The organism is Streptomyces sp. NPDC059895, from assembly GCF_042731035.1.
In the GTDB taxonomy this organism is placed as follows: Bacteria; Actinomycetota; Actinomycetes; order Streptomycetales; family Streptomycetaceae; genus Streptomyces.
This window is the reverse complement of record NZ_JBHWKO010000006.1, coordinates 45705-66638: the sequence shown is the minus strand read 5'-3', so window position 1 is coordinate 66638 and position 20934 is coordinate 45705. Positions and strand designations below refer to the sequence as shown.

Annotated in this window: 13 protein-coding genes; 6 read left to right on the top strand and 7 right to left on the bottom strand. The window is 74.0% G+C overall.

Annotation, left to right across the window (positions count from 1 at the left end):
• Positions 1-42 precede the first annotated feature (42 nt).
• The 3 genes from ACFV9M_RS09300 (at position 43) to ACFV9M_RS09290 (ending at position 6881) form a co-directional block, all read left to right on the top strand.
• On the top strand, positions 43-918 hold the full coding sequence (locus ACFV9M_RS09300) for a helix-turn-helix domain-containing protein (protein ID WP_385076746.1): 876 nt from the start codon (positions 43-45) through the stop codon (positions 916-918).
• A gap of 47 nt (positions 919-965) precedes the next feature.
• The gene (locus tag ACFV9M_RS09295) at positions 966-1565 is read left to right on the top strand and encodes a Uma2 family endonuclease (protein ID WP_385076749.1); all 600 of its coding nucleotides are present in this window, start codon (positions 966-968) and stop codon (positions 1563-1565) included.
• Between the two features lie 102 nt (positions 1566-1667).
• Positions 1668-6881, top strand: a complete 5214-nt coding sequence (locus ACFV9M_RS09290; RefSeq protein ID WP_385076751.1) for a hypothetical protein — start codon at positions 1668-1670, stop codon at positions 6879-6881.
• A gap of 75 nt (positions 6882-6956) precedes the next feature.
• Here ACFV9M_RS09290 and ACFV9M_RS09285 read toward each other — a convergent pair whose 3' ends face one another.
• The 4 genes from ACFV9M_RS09285 to ACFV9M_RS09270 form a co-directional block, all read right to left on the bottom strand.
• A complete protein-coding gene (locus ACFV9M_RS09285; protein WP_385076754.1) occupies positions 6957-7880 on the bottom strand; it encodes a M12 family metallopeptidase in 924 nt (307 codons plus the stop codon).
• 163 nt (positions 7881-8043) lie between these two features.
• The gene (locus ACFV9M_RS09280; protein WP_385076757.1) at positions 8044-8385 is read right to left on the bottom strand and encodes a hypothetical protein; all 342 of its coding nucleotides are present in this window, start codon (positions 8383-8385) and stop codon (positions 8044-8046) included.
• 2 nt (positions 8386-8387) lie between these two features.
• Complete coding sequence (locus tag ACFV9M_RS09275; RefSeq protein ID WP_385076760.1) at positions 8388-8651, bottom strand: hypothetical protein; 264 nt, start codon at positions 8649-8651, stop codon at positions 8388-8390.
• A gap of 526 nt (positions 8652-9177) precedes the next feature.
• Positions 9178-12396 carry an AAA family ATPase gene (locus ACFV9M_RS09270; protein WP_385076762.1) on the bottom strand — a complete coding sequence of 1073 codons (3219 nt, stop codon included), beginning with the start codon at positions 12394-12396 and terminating at the stop codon, positions 9178-9180.
• Between the two features lie 387 nt (positions 12397-12783).
• Here ACFV9M_RS09270 and ACFV9M_RS09265 point away from each other — a divergent pair, with 387 nt between their 5' ends.
• The 3 genes from ACFV9M_RS09265 to ACFV9M_RS09255 all read left to right on the top strand — a co-directional run bounded on the left by ACFV9M_RS09265 (position 12784) and on the right by ACFV9M_RS09255 (position 16244).
• Positions 12784-13446 carry a response regulator transcription factor gene (locus ACFV9M_RS09265; protein WP_385076781.1) on the top strand — a complete coding sequence of 221 codons (663 nt, stop codon included), beginning with the start codon at positions 12784-12786 and terminating at the stop codon, positions 13444-13446.
• 150 nt (positions 13447-13596) lie between these two features.
• The gene (locus ACFV9M_RS09260) at positions 13597-14250 is read left to right on the top strand and encodes a DUF4255 domain-containing protein (RefSeq protein WP_385076764.1); all 654 of its coding nucleotides are present in this window, start codon (positions 13597-13599) and stop codon (positions 14248-14250) included.
• A complete protein-coding gene (locus tag ACFV9M_RS09255) occupies positions 14247-16244 on the top strand; it encodes an ATP-binding protein (protein ID WP_385076767.1) in 1998 nt (665 codons plus the stop codon). The genes ACFV9M_RS09260 and ACFV9M_RS09255 overlap by 4 nt, the downstream gene beginning before the upstream one ends.
• A gap of 15 nt (positions 16245-16259) precedes the next feature.
• On the opposite strand, the gene ACFV9M_RS09250 is transcribed toward ACFV9M_RS09255, so the two are convergent.
• The 3 genes from ACFV9M_RS09250 to ACFV9M_RS09240 all read right to left on the bottom strand — a co-directional run bounded on the left by ACFV9M_RS09250 (position 16260) and on the right by ACFV9M_RS09240 (position 20848).
• Positions 16260-17645, bottom strand: coding sequence for a ricin-type beta-trefoil lectin domain protein (locus ACFV9M_RS09250; protein ID WP_385076769.1), 1386 nt, complete (start codon positions 17643-17645; stop codon positions 16260-16262).
• A gap of 135 nt (positions 17646-17780) precedes the next feature.
• Entirely contained in the window at positions 17781-19217 is a 1437-nt protein-coding gene (locus ACFV9M_RS09245; RefSeq protein WP_385076772.1) for an RICIN domain-containing protein, read from the bottom strand.
• A gap of 218 nt (positions 19218-19435) precedes the next feature.
• Positions 19436-20848 (bottom strand): hydrolase, encoded by a 1413-nt coding sequence (locus tag ACFV9M_RS09240; protein WP_385102362.1) that lies wholly within the window; start codon positions 20846-20848, stop codon positions 19436-19438.
• Positions 20849-20934 lie beyond the last annotated feature (86 nt).

Genomic DNA, 20934 nt, shown 5'->3' with positions numbered 1-20934 from the left:
AGTGCGAGGGCCTGACCACCGAGGAAGGCAAGAACTTCGTCGATGGGTACCGAAAACCCTAGCGCGCCCGTGCGCGCCCAGTCCCGGTTCGCCGCGGACAACCACCCGAACCGGCGGCATTCAGGCGGATTGCTGCACGAGAACGCCCGCCATGCCACCCACTTCACGGTGGTCGGCAACCACCTCGCCCAGCACACCGAGCTCTCGCTGCTCGCGATCGGGCTCGGCGTGCACATCCAGTCGCTGCCCAAGGGCGCCCACGTGGACATCAAGTCCCTCGCCGCCCGCTTCCCCGAGGGCGCGACCCGGATCGCCGCCGCCCTGCGGGAGCTGGAGGCGCACGGCTACCTGCGGCGCGAACGCACCCGTGGGCCCGGCGGCCGGATCGTCACCCGCACGATCTCCTGCAACCGGCCCGGACACCACCGTGAGGCGACGGCGGCCGACGACCGCCGCCCGGCGCCCGCGCGGCAGCGCCCGCCCGCCGCTGCCCGCAAGAAGGCCCTCCCGGACGTCCCCCGGCCGTCCTTCCCCGCCGCCGCCCTGCTCCAGATGGCGACGGACCTCCTCGCCTCCCTCCGCCGGCTCGACTCCCGCCTCCTCTTCTCGGCCGACGACACGGCCCACCTGGCGCCCGGCGTCGCCGCCTGGCTGGAACGCGAGGTCGCCCCCACGGCCGTACGCCACGCCCTCACCACCGGCCTCCCCGACGAGCCCCTGCACCGCCCCGCGGCCCTCCTGGCCCACCGCCTCGCCGCCCTGCTCCCCCCGCCACCGCCCGTCCGGGCGTCCGGACCGCCCTCGCCCGTCCGGCACCCCCTCCAGACCTGCGACTCCTGCGACCGCGCCTTCCGCGCCCCCGAACCGGGCCGCTGCCGCGACTGCCGATCCGATCACCCCGGAGGCCACCTAGCATGAAAGCGACGATCCTTGCCCCTGGGCACGGACGACGAGGAGCGAGCGCCATGACCATCGCCCCGGACGACGCGCGGCAGGGCGCCTCCCACCGGTACCGGGCCATGCGAGATTTCGTCCAGTCCATGGACGACTCCCTCCCCGGCACGTTCGAGGTCACCAAGGAAGGAATCGTCCACGACATGAGGGCGCCCGTCGGTCCGCACGAGCTGACCACCCTGCGCCTGCGCAAACGCCTCGAAAAGGTGATGCCGGACGAGATCGTGGCGCACACGGGTGAACCGGATGTCGAGGACGAGTCCGAGGGCATCATGCGCCGCCCCGACGTCATGGTGATCGCCATGGCCGACACGGAGGTCCCGGGCAGCTTCGATGCCCGCACCCTCATCGCCGCCATCGAGGTCGTCTCCCGCTCCAACCCGGACAACGACTGGGTCACCAAGATGCGCGACTACCCCCTGATGGGCGTCCCCGTCCACGCGGTCTTCGACCCCCGCACCGGCACCGGCGCCGTCCTCTCCGACATCCACCCCACCCCCGACGGCCCCCGCTACGCGACCCGCAAGGACTTCGTCTACGGCGAGGACGTCACCGTCGCCGAGTGGACGATCTCCACGGAGGGGCTGCCGCTGTACCCGGACCCGCGCTGACCCGCACCAGCTCTGACCCGCACCGATGACCTTTTGCCGTACGTGAGTTGAACACTTGACGCTCACGCCCCGCAGGCGGCCGGCCGTTCCTACGCTGACGCGGTGCGAGGACAGCGGCAGACGACGGACGACCGTCACGGCAGCGCCCCCGAGCGGGCACCCTGGGCGCCCCGGACGTCCCGGGCACCGCGCTCGGCAGCGCCTCCCCTGCTCGGGCTCCAGCAGACGGCGGGCAACGCGGCCACCGCACGCGCCCTGAGCGCCGGCGGCCCCTCCACCGCCCGCGACGGAGCACCCCTCGGCGCCATCAGCGAGGTCGCCGACGACTCCCTCGAACTCCCGCCGTACCTCAAGGACATGGACGCGCCCGGACTGTCCTCGGCGTACGGGCTGACCGGGCACGAGTTCGTCACCACCACCCTCGTCACCGTCGTCGGCCACCGCGACGAGACGATCGACGACATCGCCGCCGAACTCGCCGGACGCCCCGAGAGCTTCTACGGGCAGGGCCGCGCCTTCGCCGTCACCGGGCCGCGCGGCCAGGACCGCTACGACGTCACGGTCACCGTGACGCCCGCCGACGACGACCGGCCCCCGACCTTCGCCCCCAAGAACCCGGACGCCGAGGGCGCGGCGACCAAGGTGGACGTGCACCACAACACCTCCGCCACCGTCGCCCAGTCCACCGGCTCCTCCGCCGCCAAGGGCGCCGCCTTCACCGCGTTCGGGCTGGCGCCCGTCGCCCCCGCCGTGTGGGTGGGCGGGGCGGTGACCGCGTCCGCCCAGCCCTGGCAGTCCTCCCGCGACTCCCGCAGCCAGCGCAACGTCGCCGAACCGCGCGTCCTGCGCAGCGACAAGGGCACGGTGGAGGTGCCGCGCAAGGTGCGCTACGGCGTACGGATCGCCAAGGACGGCACCCCGGGAGCCCAGACCTTCGCCGCGACCGGCGGGCTCACCATGCGGGTGCCGACCGAGCACCTGGTGCCGGTGTCCATGGGCGCCCCGCCCCGGCCGCGCCGGGTGAGCGCCGCGACCTCCCGGCGGGTGTCGCTGGCCGACTCCATGGCCCCGCTCGCCGTCGCCGACCGGGCCGCGCCGCACGGGGGCGGCGGCGGGCTGTTCGACGCGGTCGCCTCCGTGCTGCCCCCGTCCCTGACCTGGCCCGGCGCCCCCGGCCGGGCCCGGCTGTACGAGGCGACGGCCGCCTCGACCGTGCTGGAGGACATGCCCCGGCTGCTGCGCGACGGCGTCGTCGGCGAGGACCTCACCAGCCGGGACGGCTCCACCACCGGCACCTACCGGATGCGCGCCGCGATCACCGCGCTGGCCCCCGGCTGGGGCACCGGCAAGACCCAGCTGCGCACCCACCAGCAGACCCAGCAGTCGGTGACGGACACGGCGGGCAAGGGCCGGGGCGGCACCTTCGGCGCCGGTCCCGCGCTGGGCGTGGGCGTCCTCGGCAACGCCGCCGCCGTGCGCGGCACCGTCATGCCGATCGGGGGCGCGCGCAAGGCCCGGTTCACGGTCGCCGACCAGACCGTCTCCAGCCGGCAGGGCGCGGAGGTCCGCGGCGACAAGGTCCTCTACCTGGGCACCGTCCGGTTCACCGTCGAGGGCAGCGGACCGGAGTCACCCCTGGTCAAGGGCGACCGTACGGCCCACCACGCGATGAAGGTGTGGATCACCCTGCGCGCCGACGAGGCACAGGAGCTGGGGCTGCCGCTGCCGGACGGGATCACCGCCGGGGACTTCCTCACCCGGCCGAAACGGCCCGCCGACGACCCCGACGACCCCAAGGGGAAGGGCAAGGCGAAGGCCAACGGGAAGGGCCGGACGCCGGTCACCGTCCGGCAGGGGGAGGCCGGGAGTTCCACCGGTCCGGGCACCCTCGCGGGGCAGGAGACCGAGGAGGCGGTCGACACCGTCGACGCCCTGGAGGAGGCGCCCGAGCACATCGTGCGGCACCTCCCCTTCGGCGCCATGGGATCCAGTGTGGCGATCAGCCAGCTGGACACCGCGCCGATGACGAAGGCGGTGCTGGACCTCTTCGCCACCGACCCGCGCCTCGCCGGCTACCTGCCCGCCTTCGGCGCCCAGCGGCAGGCGGGGAAGGTCAGCGCCGAGGAGGCGGAGGTCCAGCGGCGCAACTACCGCGAGCTGGTGACCGTCCTGTCGGAGACCAACCTCCGCGTCCACAAGGACCAGCTGCTGTCCACCGGCGTACGGGTGCGGCTGCGCCGCAAGAGCACCTTCCACGCGCACGACGTGCAACTGCGCGTCACCGGCTCGCTCCGGGAGACCGGCTACCTCGGCGACGCCAAGGACTGGCTCGTGCGCAGCCACACCGGCGTCGCCACCAGCGCGCAGAGCGGGCGGGCCAGTTCCCGCACCATCGGCGGCATGGCGCTCGGCCAGTTCCGGCTGATCCCCGGCGCCCTCACCGCGTCGGTCCGCGCCGACAAGACCCGTACGACGACCCGGCGCGGGCAGGCCGGGCCGACCACCCGCACCGACATCCTCACCAACGGCTCCGAGGACGCGAGCGCGTTCGGCGCGGCGCTCGGGCTGAACGTCGACGTCACCATGACGAGCCGGCAGCGCAAGGCGGCCCGCGCCCTCACCCCCGGCGCCCCCGGCCACGACGTGCCGGAGGCCGCGACCCTCGCCGGGCTGCGGCTGGACGAGCAGGACGTACGGCTGCTCACCCCGACCGCGTTCACCCTCGACGACGACGGCAAGCAGCGGCTGGACGACGCGACCGCCGCGCGCACCGCCGCCCACCGGGACGTCCGCACGGACTTCGCGGCGGCCGGCATCGGCGACCTCGCCGGGCTCGCGCCCCGCCAGATGGGCGGCAAGGGGGTGCGGGACTGGACGCTGGTGGAGACCGTCGGCGACGGGCAGCCCGTACGGGACCTGGCGTTCGAGCTGCTGGCGAAGGCCGCCGCCCGCAACAAGGAGGCCCGCGAGGACCGCGCCCTCCAGACGGAGGGACTGGCGCCCCGCATCACCCTGGAGGACCGCTTCAGCCCGCAGGCCCTCACCGCCGCGCTGCGGCAGGGCGTCTCCGCCGGATGGGTGGTGAAGAACCTGCGCCACCCGCGCCGTCTGAACGGGCTGTCCGGCGCGGTCGGCACCCGGTTCGCGCTCACCGGAGCGCGGATCGTGCACCAGGGGACGGGCCCCGGCACCGAGACGTTCGTGCTGGGCGGCCACCAGGTCACCGGCCAGGAGGGCAAGAACCACGGCACGTCCGCGCAGGGCGGCCTCATGGGCTCGGAGAACGGCCCCGAGTGGCGCCTCGGCCAGGGCGTGTCCGCCGGCCGCAGCCTGGGCTCGGGCGACACCTCCGCCCTCACCCTCTCCGGCACCGTGGAACGCAACGCCCACACCTCCCGCAAGAGCCCCCTCTACCTCGTCCAGTGCGACCTCGTGCTGCGCATGGTCGCCGAGGTGGCGGTCACCGGCGGCGGCCCGTACGTCGCCCGGGGCGGGCGCACGGCGCCGGGCGCGGTGGCCGTGTGGATGACGGAGGCGCAGGTGCGGGCGGCGGGGCTGCGGCTGCCGGGGGAGACGGCCGGGACCACGGGGACGGCCAAGGGCGCCGCGCCCGCGGAGACGGGCGGGAAGTCGGCCAAGGGCAAGGAACGCGCCCAGGACGCCGGCACCGCGCGGGATGCGACGGCCGGGGGCGCCCCGACATCGGCCTCCCTCGTCCCGCACTCTCCCGTTCCCGACCTCGCCCAGGGGCTGCCGCTGGGCTTCGGGATGATCGAGGACCTGCCCGACTTCGTGCCGCTCCTGGAGCGGCTGCGCGGCCGGCTCGACCGCTCCCTCGCCGAGGACCTGCTGCCGCGCACCCAGTCGACGGACCGCAACGACAACGTGCAGCGGCTGCTGCGGGTCCTCGACCGGGACGGCTCGGCGGGCCTGCTGTCGAGCGCGATGGACGGCGGCGTGGGCGTCGAGCTGTTCGACGGGCGCAAGCGGCCCTACCGGGCGGTGTTCCACGTCCGGCGGACCGGGCGGGGCAAGTACGCGGAGACGGCGTCCGACGGACGGGACATGGAGTACATCACCTCCGCCGCGGCGCAGCGGTCCTCCGCCCACGACGAGAGCGACTCCCGGGGCGTCGAGGCCGTCCTCGCGGGCGCCGGGAAACCCGACGGCGGCGCCGGACAGCTGAAGAACGTCGGCGGGGCGGGCGGCCTGGGCCTCGGGCGGAGCGACGCGCGGCGCACCGCGTCCACTGGACGGGCCCAGCTCGGCGTCAAGACGGTCGCCGAGGCGTCCTCCGCGTCCTCGTCCCGGATGAGCGTGCCGATCGACGCCACCCTGGAACTGTGGAACGGCAACCGCCGGATCGCCCTCACCGGGCTGACCGGGCTGTCCCTGACCCACCGCGTCCTCGACGCCGACCTCCACGCCCTGTCCCGGATCACGCCGGTACCGCCCCGGCAGGCCGGGCGGCGGGCCGCCGGAGCCGACGACGCGCGCGCGAACCGGCTCGGGTCCTGGCGGGCCGCCGGTGTGCGCCTGCCGATGGAGGCACAGGTCAACGGCTTCCAGGGCGCGCCCAGGGTGCAGCAGGCGGTCGACGAGGCCGTCCAGCGGGCCGGCGGCGGCGACCGCTTCCGTACCGGCGGCGAGGCGGCCTTCCACCTCCTGCGCGAGGCGGTCTCCACCGAGTGGCTGATCGCGGCGCTGCCCCTGCTGACCTCCGCGGGCGTGGACCTGCCGCCGGTGCACGCCACCGGCGCGTCCGGCCAGGACCTGAGCGCCTCGCTGCACGCGCGGCTGCGCGACGGCCGGGTGCTGGGCGTCGGCGACAACATGACCTTCGAGACGGTCGCGCAGAGCGGCCTGGACGCGCCGCGCCCGACGGGCGCGGACGGGCAGCAGGCCAACGAGCACGGCTCGTCGGCGCGCGGCCTGTTCGGCGCGGGCGTGCTCAACGCGGACGAGTTCCGCATGAACCAGCTCCTCGGCACGGTCGACGGCTCCGGCAGCGGCACGTCGACCGCCGCGAACGCGGCCGGCTCGATGCCGATGCACAAGCCGAAGTTCGCGTCCGTGCTGGTGCAGTTCACGCTGGACATGCGGGTGGTGGCGCGGGTGACCGACCGGGTGCGCGGCGGCCGCCCGTCGGTGGCCGTGCAGGAGGTCACCCTCCCGGCCCCCGTGGTGATCCGCATGCCGGACCCGGCGGTCCGCCGGCTGCTCGCCGACCCGGCGAACGCGGGACGGCTGAGCGACCCGGACGACCGGCTGGGCCTGCGCGCGGCGGCACGGGCGGCACCGCCCGAGGGGACCTGAGGGGGCCTGAGGGGGCCTGAGGTTCACTGCGGTCCGGATGGACGGCCGGCCCGGTGCCGGGCCGGCCGGCGCCGGTCACCAGTACATGACCGACGCGTTCCCCGCGCCCCACGTGGAGTACATCCGGAGCCGGAGGACGTACCGGCGGCCCGCGAAGAGTTTGACCTCGAAGCGGCCGTTGCGGTCCTCACCGCTGTCGTCCTCACCGGTGACGAAGCGCAGGTCCTCGTCCGCGCCCTCGAAGAGGACCATCCGCACATCGGCGTCCCCGAAGGTGCTGAACCGGTACTTCTGGCTCTTCTCCGGGACGACCTCGAAATCGGTCTGCTCCCCGGAGGCGAGACCGAGGACCGCCGACTGGAACGGCGCCAGCACGTCCAGGTGCGGAGCCAGCGGCGGATACCACGTGCGCACGTACTCCTTGTCCCGGTCGGACAGCCCCCGCGGGGAGGGAACACCGTTTTGGTACGCTTCCGGCCGCTTGATCAGACCTGGCCCGAATCCGTAATGCATGATCGACTTCGGGTCCCAGTCCGAACCGCTCACCTGGTCCGTGGAGAGTTTCCGGACGATGTTGTGGTAGGTCGTCTCCGGTGGCCAGAAATTGGGCGGGCCGCCCATGTACGCGTACAGTTTCGGCTCGTCCCACTCGATACCCGCGAACGGATTCTGGTGTTCGTGGCAGTAACCGAGCGCGTGCCCTATCTCATGCCTGACCGTGGTCTTTCCGTAGGGCGAGGTCGGATCCCATCCGAAGTTCATCGTGGCCTCGTCGACACCGATACCGAGACAGTCGGTGCCGACGTACGACCAGGATCCGTCATCGGCGAAGGTGATCCGGATCTCGGATTCCGCGGGATTGTCCTCGGGGCGGAACCGCAATCCGATCCCGATGTCCTCCCACTCCTGGAAACCGTTGTGGACCTCGGCCAGCCACGCCTTCTCCACACCGTTGTCGGCGCCGTCGAGGAAGCAGTACCGCAGCGGCGTACCGTTCACCCATTTCGAGTGGTTCTGCAGTATCGCTCTGGTCCGCGGAATGCTGAGATCCGGACGCAGCGCGGGAATTCTCTGCGGGGGCTGGGCGCAATACTGCGGAGTGTCGTCGTCTTTTTGAGCGACCATGGCGATTGCTCCTGGGTCTCCTGCTCGTGTCCGGGGATCACAGATCCATGTTCACGCCGCCGGGATAGGCGTACGAGTCGTGCTCGCGCATCGTCACCGTCTTCCACGCGGCGGTAGAACCGATACCGATGCAGGAGTCGAACGGGTAGAGGTAGGTGTAGACGGGCCCGTAGCGGCCCTCCCACTTGTTCCCGTCGTCGGATTCGGCGTACCAGTAGAAGAACTGGTTGTTGTTGGGCGCGATGAGGATCCGCTCATAGGGCTTGATGCGCCACCAGCCCATGGTCCGGTAGTTGCCGTAGGCCCCACAGGCCTGCGAGTCCCAGTACATCCCGACGACCTGGATCGTCGAGGAATGACTGTTGCGGAAGTACGGCATGATCATGCTCCTTGCTGTCGGGAGGCCTCCACGTGCTCGCGCCACCGATCCGCGAGCGTGGTCTGCGGCACGTCCTCCACCGCCACGACAGGAGGCCGCCGCACCGCCGTGGCCGCGTCGGCACCGGCCGCCGTGGCCTCGTCGTCGTGGACCGTCGAGTCGAGCCCGCCCCGGGCGTCCTCCTCCGGTGCCTCATGGAGGAGTTCGACGCCCGGCTCGAAATTCTGGAGCGGCGCCGGGAAACCGGTCGGTTGATTGTTGGACATGGCGAAACACCCCGTCGCTTTCTCCTGGCGCGGGTATCCCGGGCCCTCCCGGAGCAGAAATGATTGACCTTTGAAGGGCCCGGCCCGGCCCGGCCTGTCGTGCGATCTCGAAATGTTCAACGGGTGATTACCGTCGTCTGTCGCCGAATCCCCGCAATCCCCGTCGAACTGATTCCCCTACATTCGATCCTGCTCCAGGTGCAACCGTTCCGCATCCCGGCACCCGCGTTCGTCGCGTTAATTCCAGGCACCACGGAGGAGACACCGTCGCCTTTTTGAATTCGTCCGGTTCTCGAGCAGTCGTCTCCCGGGCCCCGAGATCGTGATCGCCGGTCACGCCTGGTACGGCCTCGGCGGCGGCCGGCGGTCGCCGATCCTCCCGGAGGTGCCGGTGCACCGCCGCCGCACGGCGGCCGAGCGGGGGCAGCCGGTCCCGTCCCTTCGGGCACGCGTCGTGCCCCATGGCTTCCTGACTCGGCGCCCTTGCTGCGTTTGTCCGAACCGTCCACCGGCGACCGCGGCCGCGTCACCGCGGCCTGGCCAGGGCCTCCCGCAGCTCACCCCGCCGCCGTATCCCCAACTTGCGGTAGGCGCTGGTCAGATGGGTCTCGACGGTGCGGCGGGCCACGTGCAGGGAATCGGCGATCTCCGTGTTCGTACGGCCCTCGGCGGCGAGTTCGACGATCCGGCGCTCGCTGGTGGTGAGGGCGGCGGAGCCGGTGCGGGGGGTGCCGCCGCGGCGGGCGCCGCCCGCGCGCAGGGCGTGCTCGGCCCGTGTGCGCAGGCGGACCGAGCCGGCGCGTTCGGCGCGTTCGGCGGCCTCGCGCAGGCACTCCCGGCCCCGGGCGCGCTCCCCGGCGGCGGTCAGCAGCCGGCCCTGGGTGAGCAGGGCGGCGATGAGTTCGTCGGCCGCCGGTGACATCCGCAGCAGGGCGACCGCCTCCTCGGCGAGCTCCAGGCCGCGTCGCCCGCCGGTCGCGCGGGCCAGGACGCGCAGCGCCCTGCCCACCGTGCGGGGGGTGTCCCAGACCCTGGCCAGCCGCAGCTCCTCCTCCGCGAGCGCCCGCGCCTCCCCGACGGTGCCGAGGGCGATCCGGCACTCCGCGGCGGCCGTACGCCACGGGGTGACGACGGGGCTGAGCACGTCACGGCCCGACTGGCGGCGGCCGCACTCCAGGAAGTCGTGCAGGGCACCGGTGGCGTCGCCCTCCGTGAGGCGCAGGACGCCCCGCGCGTACAGGAAACGGTTCAGCTCCCAGGAATCGGGGGCCGCCCGCAGGTCGAAGCCGTCCGCGAGACGCCGTGCCTCCGCCCCGCGGCCGGCCTCGACGAGGGCGAGCAGGGCGTGCGCGTCGGCGTTGGCGGGACCGGCGTCCTCGCGTGCGCGGCCGGTGAGGAGCGCGTCGTACCGGCCGCGGGCGGCGGCGATGTCCAGGCGGACGTCGTGCAGGGCCCGCTGCATCGGGTGCAGCAGGGAGGGAAGCTGCCCGGCCAGACCGCGCTCGGCGAGCCGCTCCGCCTCGTCGAGCTCGTCGGCCCACTGGGCGACGGCGGCGGCCGTACCCAGCAGGAACGGCTCGTCCAGCGGGTCCGCCGGCTCGGTCAGCAGCGTCCGCAGCCGGGCCATCGCCGACCGGGCCGAACAGGACCCGGCGGTCGCCGCGTACCGCACGAGCAGGGCCTGGCCGGTGGCGCCGACGAGTTCCGGGGAACGCCCGGCCGCGTCGGCCAGCCACCGGTAGGCCTCGCGGCGGACCGTCCGGTCCCGGTCGGACAGCAGCACGGACGCCGTCCGCACGGTCCGCACCAGCTCCGAGTGGCCGGCCAGCCGGTCCTCCAGTCCGTTCAGCGCGTCCACCGCCGTACGGACCTCGCCGTGGGCCGCGAGCGCGGTGCCCAGCGCGATCGCCGTCCGCACCCGGTCGCGGGGATCCGCCGGCAGGCTCAGCGCCTCGGCGAGACGCGGGATCCCGTCCGGCGCGCCCGCCGAGGCGTACTCCAGCGAACCGAGCTCGGTCAGCAGCCGTTGCCGCAGCTCGTCGGAGAGCGGTTCGGCCAGGGCGCGGCGGAGATAGGCGACGGCGTCGCCGGGACGGCCCTCGCGGACGGCGACGGCGGTGGCGTACCGCAGCACCCGCAGCACCCAGGGCAGGCCCACCGCGCCGGTGCCCAGCAACTGCCGCGCCACCGGCTCGGCCCGGTCCCCGCGCCGCAGCATCGCCTCGGCCACCGCGAGACGGGCGGCCCGGCGACGGGCGGTCGGCCAGCCCGCGAGCACCGCGTCCCGCAGCAGGGGATGCGCGAAGCGGGGCCGCCCGCCCGCGTCCGGCCGCAACACCCCCAGCCGCGTCATCGCGGTCAGCCAACCGGCCACCCGGGCGGGGTCGGCACCGGTGGCATCGGCCAGGAGAGCGGCCAGGGCGGAAGCAGCGGAAGAAGCAGAAAAGGCGGAAGCAGCGGAAGAAGCGGAAGAAGCGGAGGTCGGGGTGGCGCCGTGCGCGGCATCCCACGCGCCGTCGCCGGCGATCGTCCCGCCGGGGAAACCCGCAGGCTCTCCGACGGAAGTGGCGGCCCCGTGGAAGGGGACCGGAGGGCCTACGGCCGTGGTGGCGGCCGCACCGGCGCAGGCCGGAGAGCCGGTCCGCGCGTCGGCGCACGGCCGGTCACCGCCCGGCGCAGAGGCCGCGTCGGCGGACGCCCACGAAACGGACCGCTCGGCAGCCGCGTCGACGCCCGCCCGACCGCCACCCGACGCAGAGGCCGCGTCGGCGGACGCCCACGAAACGGACCGCTCGGCAGCCGCGTCGGCGGCGGGCCCGGTGCCGAGCGGGGTGGCGGGCGGGGTGACGGGCGGGGGCGCGGGGGCCGGGGTGGCGGGGGCCGGGGTGGCGGGGGCCGGGGTGGCGGGGCCTGCCGGGGGCGGGAGTTCCGGGGGCTGCTCCAGTGCCGCCAGTGTGCGGGCCACGTCCGCCGTTGCCGGGCCCGCGCTGTCCAGCCACCAGGAGACGGCCGCCGGGTAGGCGCCGGGGTACAGGGCGGCGCAGGTCTCCGGTACGGCGGTCGGGGGCGGGGTGCCGTGCAGGTCCTCCAGGAGGGCGCGCAGCAGCAGCGGGCTGCCGGCGCCCGCGCGGACGCAGTCCGCCGTCCACCGGTCGGGGGCGGCGGGGAAGGCGTCCCGGACCAGCCCGGCGGCGGCGGTGTCGGTGAGCGGGGCGAGGGTGTGGGTGCGGACGAGGGACGGGGAGAGGGCATGGGTGAGGCCCGCGGGCTGCGGGTCGACGTCGTACTGGCTGCGTTCGGTGGCCACCACCAGGACCGCTAATCGGTCGACGCGGCGGGCCGCCTCGGCGAGCCAGCGGCGGGAGGCCCCGTCGGCGAGGTGGACGTCGTCCACCGCGACCAGCAGCGGCGACTCGGCCGCGTACGCGCGCAGCACCCGCCACAGCCGGGCCGCGCTGCCCCGGTCGTCGAGGCCCGGCGCCACGTCGGCGAACTCCGGGACGGGACCGAGGAGATGGAGGACGGAGGAGAACGGTACGGCGGTGTCCTCGGGGGAGCAGCGGGCGCGCAGCACGCGCAGGCCGCGCCCGGCCGCGTGGGCGACGGCCGCCTCCAGCAGGGCTGACCGGCCGGTCCCGGTGGCTCCGCGCAGCAGGACGAGCCGGCCGGCACCGGCGCGGGCGCGCTCGGTCTCGGCCGCGAACAGCGCGTACGCGTCCGCACGTTCCCGCAGCGGTCCGGTCATGCCTGCCTCCAGGGGTGGACGGAATATCCCGTGCGCGGGTTCCGACGGGGGCGTACGGTCGTTGTGGCGATGCTCACGGCGGGCCCGGGAGGGTGCCACACCTGCACCACGGCTTCCGTCGCACCCCGGTTCACCTGCGATGACTCCTGTCGACGACGCTCCTCGTGGTGGCCGTCGCACTGCTCTCGTGGTCCGCCTCGTGGTGCTCCACGATTGCGCCCGCCCCTGCGGCCCCAGAAGGGTGGAACACGCCCTCCCGTCACTGGCCGCTGCCGGTCGACGGGTTCGTGAACAGGGGGGAAACGGTTGCCCAGCGCATCCCGGACACCAGAGACCGGCACCGGAACCGGAACCGGCACCGGAACGGGACTCGGTATCGGTACCGGCATCAATACCGGCACAGGTACCGGCACAGGTGCCGGCCATGGCACGTCGCGCCGCACGCCCGTGGCCGTGCGGGCCTCCGACCCGATCTCCCGCGAGGGAGCCGTCAGCCAGCTGCGGTCCCGCCCGGAGATCGAGCTCCGCGAGGAGTACGGCGCCGGCACGGTGGCCCTGCTGATCGAGGACACCCTCGACGAGGCCGCCCTGGCCCGGCTGCGCCGGGTCGTGCGCAGCGAGGGCGCGCGGGCCGTGCTGGTCGTGGGCACGATCCGGGAGACCGAACTGCTGGACGTCATCGAGTGCGGGGTCGGCGCGATCGTCTGGCGCCGCGAGGCCACCGCGCACCGGCTGGTGCAGGCGGTGACGGCCGCCGCGCGCGGCGACGGCGACCTGCCGGCCGACCTGCTGGGCCGGCTCATCAGCCAGGTGGGCACCCTGCACCGGGGTGCGGCGAACCGGCCGGGCGCCCCCTCGCTGGGACTCGCGCCCCGAGAGGTGGACGTCCTGCGGCTGGTCGCCGAGGGCTTCGACACCGGAGAGATCGCCAGCAAGCTGTCCTACTCCGAACGGACCGTCAAGAACGTGATGCACGGGCTCACTACACGACTGCATCTGCGGAACCGGGCGCACGCCGTGGCATATGCCCTCCGGGAAGGCTACATCTGACCGAACGGGCAATCGAAGGAGGACACGCGGGCAACGCCCCCTGCCCGCTCGCCGACCCCGGCGCGCCTGCGGTCGGCGCGGCCCGGACGGCACGATCGGCACGGTGGGTGAAAAGGCCCGGCGGGCAGGGCGGTTGAGGAGCGCACGACGGTGATCCACGAGGTGGACGAGGTTCTCAAAGGCCTCCTCGGCGGCGGCGCGCTGGCGGGCTCCGGCATCGACGTCTCCTTCGAGGCGCCGACCCGCGACTGGGCGGCCCGCCGCAACGCCCCCACCATCAACACCTACTTGTACGACATCCGCGAGGACGTGTCCCGCCGGCAGCGCGGCCAGGTGTCGGTGCGGGACGAGCGGGACATCGTCGTACGCCGCCGCCAACCCCCGCGCTGGTTCCGCCTGTCGTACCTGGTGACCGCCTGGACCCGCACCCCCCAGGACGAACACCGGCTGCTGTCGGCCGTGCTGGCGACGCTGCTGCCGCGCGAGCTGCTCCCCGCCGACGAACTCCCCGGCGCGCTGGGCGCCCTGGGGCTCGCCGTGCCGATGTCGGTGGCCGGTCTGCACACCGAGTCGCGTTCCCTCGCCGAGATCTGGTCCGCGCTCGGCGGTGAGCTCAAGCCGTCCCTGGACCTGGTGGTGACCGCGCCCTTCCCGGCGTACCCCGAGTACGACGCCGGACCGCCGGTCACCGAGGGCGCGGCCGTCCGCGTCCGCGGCCTGGACGGCGACCCGCCCTCCTCCGGGGAACGCGCCCACCGCCCGCACCAGGTGGCGGCGGCCCGTAAGGCGCGGGAGCGGCGATGACGGACGTCCACCCGGGGTACGGCCCCGCCCTGCTCTCCCGTCTGGCCGGCCTGCGCGACCGGGTCGCCGCCCTGGTCGACCACCGCGCCGCCGGCGACCCCACCGCCGACGACCCGCTGCGCGGCCTGTACCTGTCGGAGGAGGCGGTACGCCACCTGCTGAGCACGGCGGCGGCCGACCCGTCCGGGGAGGCGCAGGGGGGAGCCGACCTCCACGCCCCTGACGACCCCCACGCCCCTCACGACCCCCTCGACCGGCTCGCCGCCCGCCTCTCCCTCACCCCCCTCGACACGGCGATCCTGCTGGTCGCGCTCGCCCCCGACCTCGACCGCGGCTTCGAACCGCTCTACGGCTACCTCAACGACGACGTGAGCCGGCGGCGGGCGACCGTCGGGCTCGCGCTGGACCTGTGCGGGGCGCCCGCGCACCTCGCGGCGGCCCGGGCCCGGTTCCACTCCGCGGCGCCCCTGCGCGCCCTCGGCCTGCTGGACGTGGAGGAGGCCGAACGCCCCTTCCTGTCGCGGTCGTTGCGCGTCCCCGACCGGGTCCTCGCCCACCTGCTCGGCGACGACACCCCGGACGCCGCCCTGCACGGCCACCTCCTGCCCCTGCCGGAGGTGCTGCCCGCCGACGACGAGGACTTCGTGGCCCGGCTCGCCGCCCGGCTGCGGCGCGGCCCGCTCACCGTCCACCTGCGCGAGCACCGCGAGGGCGACGGTCTGGCCTGCGTCGGCGCCGCCCTGGCCGCCGCCGGTCTGGGCGCGCTGCGCTACACCGGCCCCGAGGACCGCATCCCCGAGCTGCTGCGCGAGGCCCGGCTCGGCGGCCGGGCGATCGTCCTGTCCGGTCTGCCCGAGAAGCCCGGCCCGCTGGTCGGCGCGCTGACGGCGGCGACGGACGTGACCGTGCTGCTGACGGACCCGCGCCCCTACGACCCGCACTGGAGCGCCCGCGACCCGCTGGTCCTGGACGCCCCCCGCCGCCGCGCGGGCGGCACGGCCGCCTGGGCCGCGGCGCTCGGCCCGGACGCCGACACGTTCGACCTGGCGACCGCCGTGGCGCCGTACCGGCTCGGCGGGGAACGGGTGGCGCGGGCCGCGCTCGCCGCCCTCGGGCTCGCCGCCCTCGAGGGCGGGCCGGTCACCGCCGCCCACATCCGCCTGGCCGCCCGCCAGCAGTCGGCGTCCGGCCTGGAACGGCACGCCCGCCGCATCCGCCCCGACGTCACCTGGGACGACCTCGTCCTGCCCGACCGCCCCCTCACCCAGCTCCGCGAGCTCGCCCTGCGCGCCCGCCACCGCGACCGCGTCCTGGGCGACTGGCGGCTGAGCGCGGGCGGCGGACGGGGCCGGGGGGTGCTGGGCCTGTTCGCCGGCGAGTCCGGCACCGGCAAGACCCTGTCCGCGGAGGTCGTGGCCGCCGAACTCGGGCTGGACCTGTACGTCGTGCAGCTCTCCTCGGTCGTCGACAAGTACGTCGGCGAGACGGAGAAGAACCTGGAACGGATCTTCACCGAGGCCGACCGCACCGACGCCGTGCTCCTCTTCGACGAGGCCGACGCGGTCTTCGGCAAGCGCTCCGAGGTCAAGGACTCGCACGACCGCTACGCCAACATGGAGAGCGCCTACCTGCTCCAGCGGCTGGAGTCCTTCGACGGCATCGCGCTGCTCACCACCAACCTGCGCGCCAACATCGACGAGGCGTTCACCCGCCGGCTGGACCTGGTGGTCGACTTCCCGTTCCCGGACCCCGAGCAGCGCCTGGCCCTGTGGCGGCACGGGCTCTCCCACGTGCCGTGCGCTCCCGGCATCGACCCGTCGCCGCTGGCCAAGGAGTTCGAGCTGGCCGGCGGCTCGATCCGCAGCGCGGTGGTCACCGCCGCCTACCTGGCCGCGGCGCGCGACGAGCCGGTCGGCGACGGGGACCTGCTGGAGGGTGCCCGCCGCGAGTACCGCAAGGCGGGCCGCCTGGTCCCCGGAGAGGCCACCTGGTAGCCCCGCCGGGCCCCGTCAGTCCTCGACCCGCCACTTCTGGTTGGGGGTCCCCGAGCACGTCCACAGCTGGAGCTTGGTGTTGTTGCCGGTGCCGTTGTCCTTGGCGTCGACGCACTTGTCGGCCTGCGGGTTGACCAGGTCGCCGGCCTGGCTCAGCACGAACTGCTGGGCGGGGTTGCCGCTGCACCGGGCCAGCTGGATGACGGCCCCGTCCTCGCTCGACCCCCAGGCGACGTCCATGCACATGCCCAGCGAGCGGACGGTGCCGTCGCCCCGGAAGTCCCACTTCTGGTTGGCGGTGCCGCCGCAGTCGTAGATCTGGAGCGGGGTGCCGTCGCGGCCCTCGCCGTCCTGGGAGTCGGTGACGTCGATGCAGCGGTTGGATGCCTGCCCGATGATCTGCGTGCCGGGGACGGCGGCCTGCGGGGTGGACTCCGTGTCCGATCCGCCGCCGCCCGAACTGCTCGAACCGCCGCCGGAGGAGGACGAGGAACCGCTCGTGCCGGAGCCGGTGTCCTGCTCCTGCTCGGCCTCGGACGGCACCGCGGCCTCGGGCACCGCCTCGGCGGAGGAGTCCGTCTTCGGCGCGGACGGCGAGGAGACGGCGGGACTGGGCAGCGAGGTGCTGCCCGCCTCGGCGAGCTGCTCGGTGGCACGGCTGTTGACCTGCGGCTTGTACGCCAGCCAGATCATGACGAACGCGATGGCCAGTGCCACGCTCATGCTCAGCGCGGTGGCCAGCCAGCGCGGCAGGAACCCGCGCTGCACGAACGTCCCGTCCACCGCCAGCGGCAGCTCACCCGACCGCTGCACGGTCAGGGCGTACGGCCGCTGCTCCTTGGCGCCGAACCAGATGATCTCCCGGGGCCGCAGTGCGGCGTCGACGAACACCGCCCGCCCCGGCTCGATCTGCACACTGCCCGGCCGGATCTCGTACGACAGGTGGTCCCCGGTGTCGGAGCCCGCGACGGACGCGGTGAGGCGCGTGTTGCCGAGGTTGTCGATCGCGAGCCGGGGACGGCCCCGGAACCGGCCCTTCACCGTCGGCGGGACGAGCTCGGCCCGCAGCTCGGTGAACGGCGTGACCGTCAGGTTCCCCTCGGGGACCGTGACCGCGTCCGGGTGTTCCGTCGGCGTGATCCGTATCGCGTACGGGTTCGGGCCGGCGGTCGCGTCCGGGGTGCGGGGCGGGGCGAACGTCAGCTCCACCGTCCCCGTCGTCCCGGGGTAGAGCCGCAGCGTCGGCGGCTCCACGGTCGTCCAGGGCGCCACCGCGCCGACCGGCTCGAAGCGGTACTCGTCGACGACGTCACCGGTGTTGCGCACCCGCAGCCGCACGGTCGTACTGCCGCCCGGGTCCACCGTCGCGGCAGCCGGTTCCAGGGAAGTCCACAGAGTCACCTGTCGACGCTAAGGCGGTGGCCGCCTCCCCGTCAGGAGTTCCCGGGGCAGGACCACTGCCCGAAGGGGACGTACCTCCCTGCCCGTTCACACCGCCGCGGTGCGGGAGCGGCCTCGCCCCCGCACCCCCCGCTCCTACTCGGAGGTGGGCCGGATGATCAGCCACTCCTGGTCGTCGCTGTTGGAGCAGTCGTACAGGGTGAGGTTGGTGTTGTCGCCGCCGGTGCTGAAACCGGCCACGTCCAGGCACTTGTTGTTGGAGGCGTAGTTGCGGATCCAGTAGGCGCCGCTCTTCTGCTTCTCGAGCCACCACAGCTGGTTGTCGGCGGTGGTGCCGTCACAGGTGAACTCGGTGATGGGGGTCCTGACCGGCTGCGCCCCGTAGTTCGGCAGGTCCATGCACAGCTCGTCCTTGACGTTGCGGATCTGGAAGAGCGGCCGGCCGCCCGGGCCGAGCTTCGGGTACTTCACCTCCAGGTTCCACAGCATGTTGTCGGCCTCGGACTCGTCGCAGGTGAACTGCTGGACCGTGCCGTCCAGGCTGCCGTCGCCCTCGCCGGGGAGGTCGGCGCACTTCTTGGTGGTGGTGTTGCGCAGCAGGATCTTCGTGGCGGGCAGCACGCTCGGGGTCGTCTTCTTCGTCGCCTCCGGGGACGGCGACGCCGCACCGCCCCCGCCGCCGCTCCCGTCCTCCTGTGCCTCGGTGACGGCCGGCGCGGCGGCCTCGACGGGTTCCTCCGTGGTGGGTGCGGGTGCCTCGATCGTGGCCGACGGGCTGGGCGGTGCGAGGGTGCTCACCCCCGCCTCGGCGAGCTTCTCCGCCGCGAGGCTGCGCACCTGCGGCTTGTAGGTGAGCCAGATCATGACGAACGCGAGGGCGAGCGCGATGGTCAGGCTGAGCGCGGTCGCCAGCCAACGCGGCAGGAACCCGCGCTGCACGAACGTTCCCTCCACGTCCAGCGGCTGGGCCCCCGACCGCCGGACGGCCAGACTGTACGGCTGCTCCTCCTTGGACCCGAACCAGATGATCTCCCGGGGCCGCAGCGTGGCATCCACGAACACGGCACGACCGGGCTCGATCTGCACGTTCGCCGGCTGGAGGTCGTACGCGAGCCGGTCGCCGTTGTCCGAACCGCTGAGGGAGGCGGTGAGACGGGTGTTGCCGAGGTTGTCGATCGCGAGCCGGGGACGGCCCCGGAACCGGCCCTTCACCGTCGGCGGGACGAGCTCGGCCCGCAGCTCGGTGAACGGCGTGACCGTCAGGTTTCCCTCGGGGACCGTGACCGCGTCCGGATGTTCCGTCGGCGTGATCCGTATCGCGTACGCGTTCGGCCCGGCGGTCGCGTCCGGCGTGCGCGGCGGGGCGAACGTCAGCTCCACCGTCCCCGTCGTCCCCGGATACAGCCGCAGCGTCGGCGGCTCCACCGTCGTCCACGGCGCCACCGCCCCCACCGGCTCGAAGCGGTACTCGTCCACCACGTCACCGGTATTGCGCACCCGCAGCCGCACCCGCGCGCTGCCACCAGGGTCCACCGTCGTGGAAGCCGGTTCCAGGGAAGTCCACAGAGTCACCTGTCGACGCTATGGCGAGGAGCGGCGCCCGGTAAGGAAGCTGCGGGGCAGGACCGGTGCCCGAAAGGGACGACCGGGCCTGCCCCTCCCACACGAGGGAGCGCACCGCCCCACGGTGAAGCGCACCACCTCACACGGCGAAGCGCACCACCTCACACGGCGAAGCCCACCGCCTCACACGGTGAAGCGCACCGCCTCACACGGTGAAGCGCACCGCCTCACACGGTGAAGCGCACCGCCTCCAGCTGCTTCCTGTCCTCGAACGGGGCGCCGCCGTAGACCCACTTGCCGGCCTCGGTGCAGCCCAGCCCCAGCCAGCCCTTGTCCGCGACGTGGGCGTTCTGGCAGACGGAGCCGTCCTTCACCATGATGGTGTAGCCCATCATCGCGGAGTCCGCCTCCTTGGTGGACCCGATGTACATGTCGATCCCGTCGGCCGCCGACGACCACTTGTCGCCCGTCTTCCAGCCCTCGACCATGTGGGCGCCGTTGCCCGACACACCACCGGTCCCGGCCACGGCGATGTTGAGCGCCTTGATGGGCAGGTCCTTGCCCGTCGTACCGGCCTCGGCGCCGTCGCACACCGGGTCCTGCCAGCCCTGGTCGGCCACGTAGGCGCGGTAGCAGATGTGCCGGCCGTCGCTGCGGGCGGCCAGCTCCTGCACGGCCGTGGCGGCGGTCACCTCCGGCTCCTCCTCCGCCTCTTCCTCCTCGCCCGACCCGCCGCCGCCTCCGCTGCCGCCGTCGTCGTCGGCGGGCGCGCTGGTGGCCGGTGCGGCGGCCTCGACGGGTGTCTCCTCGGCGGCCTTCGGTGCCTCGATCGTGGCCGACGGGCTGGGCGGCGCGAGCGTGCTCACCCCCGCCTCGGCCAGCTTCTCCGCCGCGAGGCTGCGCACCTGCGGCTTGTAGGTGAGCCAGATCATCACGAACGCGAGGGCGAGCGCGACGGTCAGGCTGAGCGCGGTCGCCAGCCAGCGCGGCAGGAACCCCCGCTGCACGAACGTCCCGTCCACGTCCAGCGGCTGAGCCCCCGACCGCCGCAGAGACAGGCTGTACGGATGCTCCTCCTTCGACCCGAACCAGATGATCTCCCGAGGCTTCAGCGTCGTGTCGACGAACACGGCACGACCGGGCTCGATCTGCACGTTCGCCGGCTGGAGGTCGTACCCGAGCCGGTCACCGTTGTCCGAACCACTGAGGGAGGCGGTCAGGCGCGTGTTGCCCAGGTTGTCGATCGCGAGCCGGGGACGCCCCCGGAACCGGCCCTTCACCACCGGCGGCACCAGCTCGGCCCGCACCTCCGTGAACGGCGTGACCGTCAGGTTCCCCTCCGGCACGGTCACCGCGTCCGGATGCTCGGTCGGGGTGATCCGCACGGCGTACGCGTTCGGCCCGGCGGTCGCGTCCGGGGTGCGGGGCGGGGCGAACGTCAGCTCCACCGTCCCCGTCGTCCCCGGATACAGCCGCAGCGTCGGCGGCTCCACCGTCGTCCACGGCGCCACCGCCCCCACCGGCTCGAAGCGGTACTCGTCCACCACGTCACCGGTGTTGCGCACCCGCAGCCGCACGGTCGTACTGCCGCCAGGGTCCACCGTCGTGGAAGCCGGTTCCAGAGAAGTCCACAGAGTCACCCGTTCGACGCTACGGCCCCGGCGGTGACGGCGTCAGGAGCCCGCGGGGCACGACCGCTGCCCGAAGGGCTTCCGCCCCGTCCCAT

Bases quoted from the DNA above. Each gene is read 5' to 3' on its own strand.
- ACFV9M_RS09300 (WP_385076746.1), top strand. From the start codon at position 43: ATGGGTACCGAAAACCCTAGCGCGCCCGTGCGCGCCCAGTCCCGGTTC.
- ACFV9M_RS09295 (WP_385076749.1), top strand. From the start codon at position 966: ATGACCATCGCCCCGGACGACGCGCGGCAGGGCGCCTCCCACCGGTAC.
- ACFV9M_RS09280 (WP_385076757.1), bottom strand. From the start codon at position 8,385: ATGCCGTACTTCCGCAACAGTCATTCCTCGACGATCCAGGTCGTCGGG.
- ACFV9M_RS09275 (WP_385076760.1), bottom strand. From the start codon at position 8,651: ATGTCCAACAATCAACCGACCGGTTTCCCGGCGCCGCTCCAGAATTTC.
- ACFV9M_RS09270 (WP_385076762.1), bottom strand. From the start codon at position 12,396: ATGACCGGACCGCTGCGGGAACGTGCGGACGCGTACGCGCTGTTCGCG.
- ACFV9M_RS09255 (WP_385076767.1), top strand. From the start codon at position 14,247: ATGACGGACGTCCACCCGGGGTACGGCCCCGCCCTGCTCTCCCGTCTG.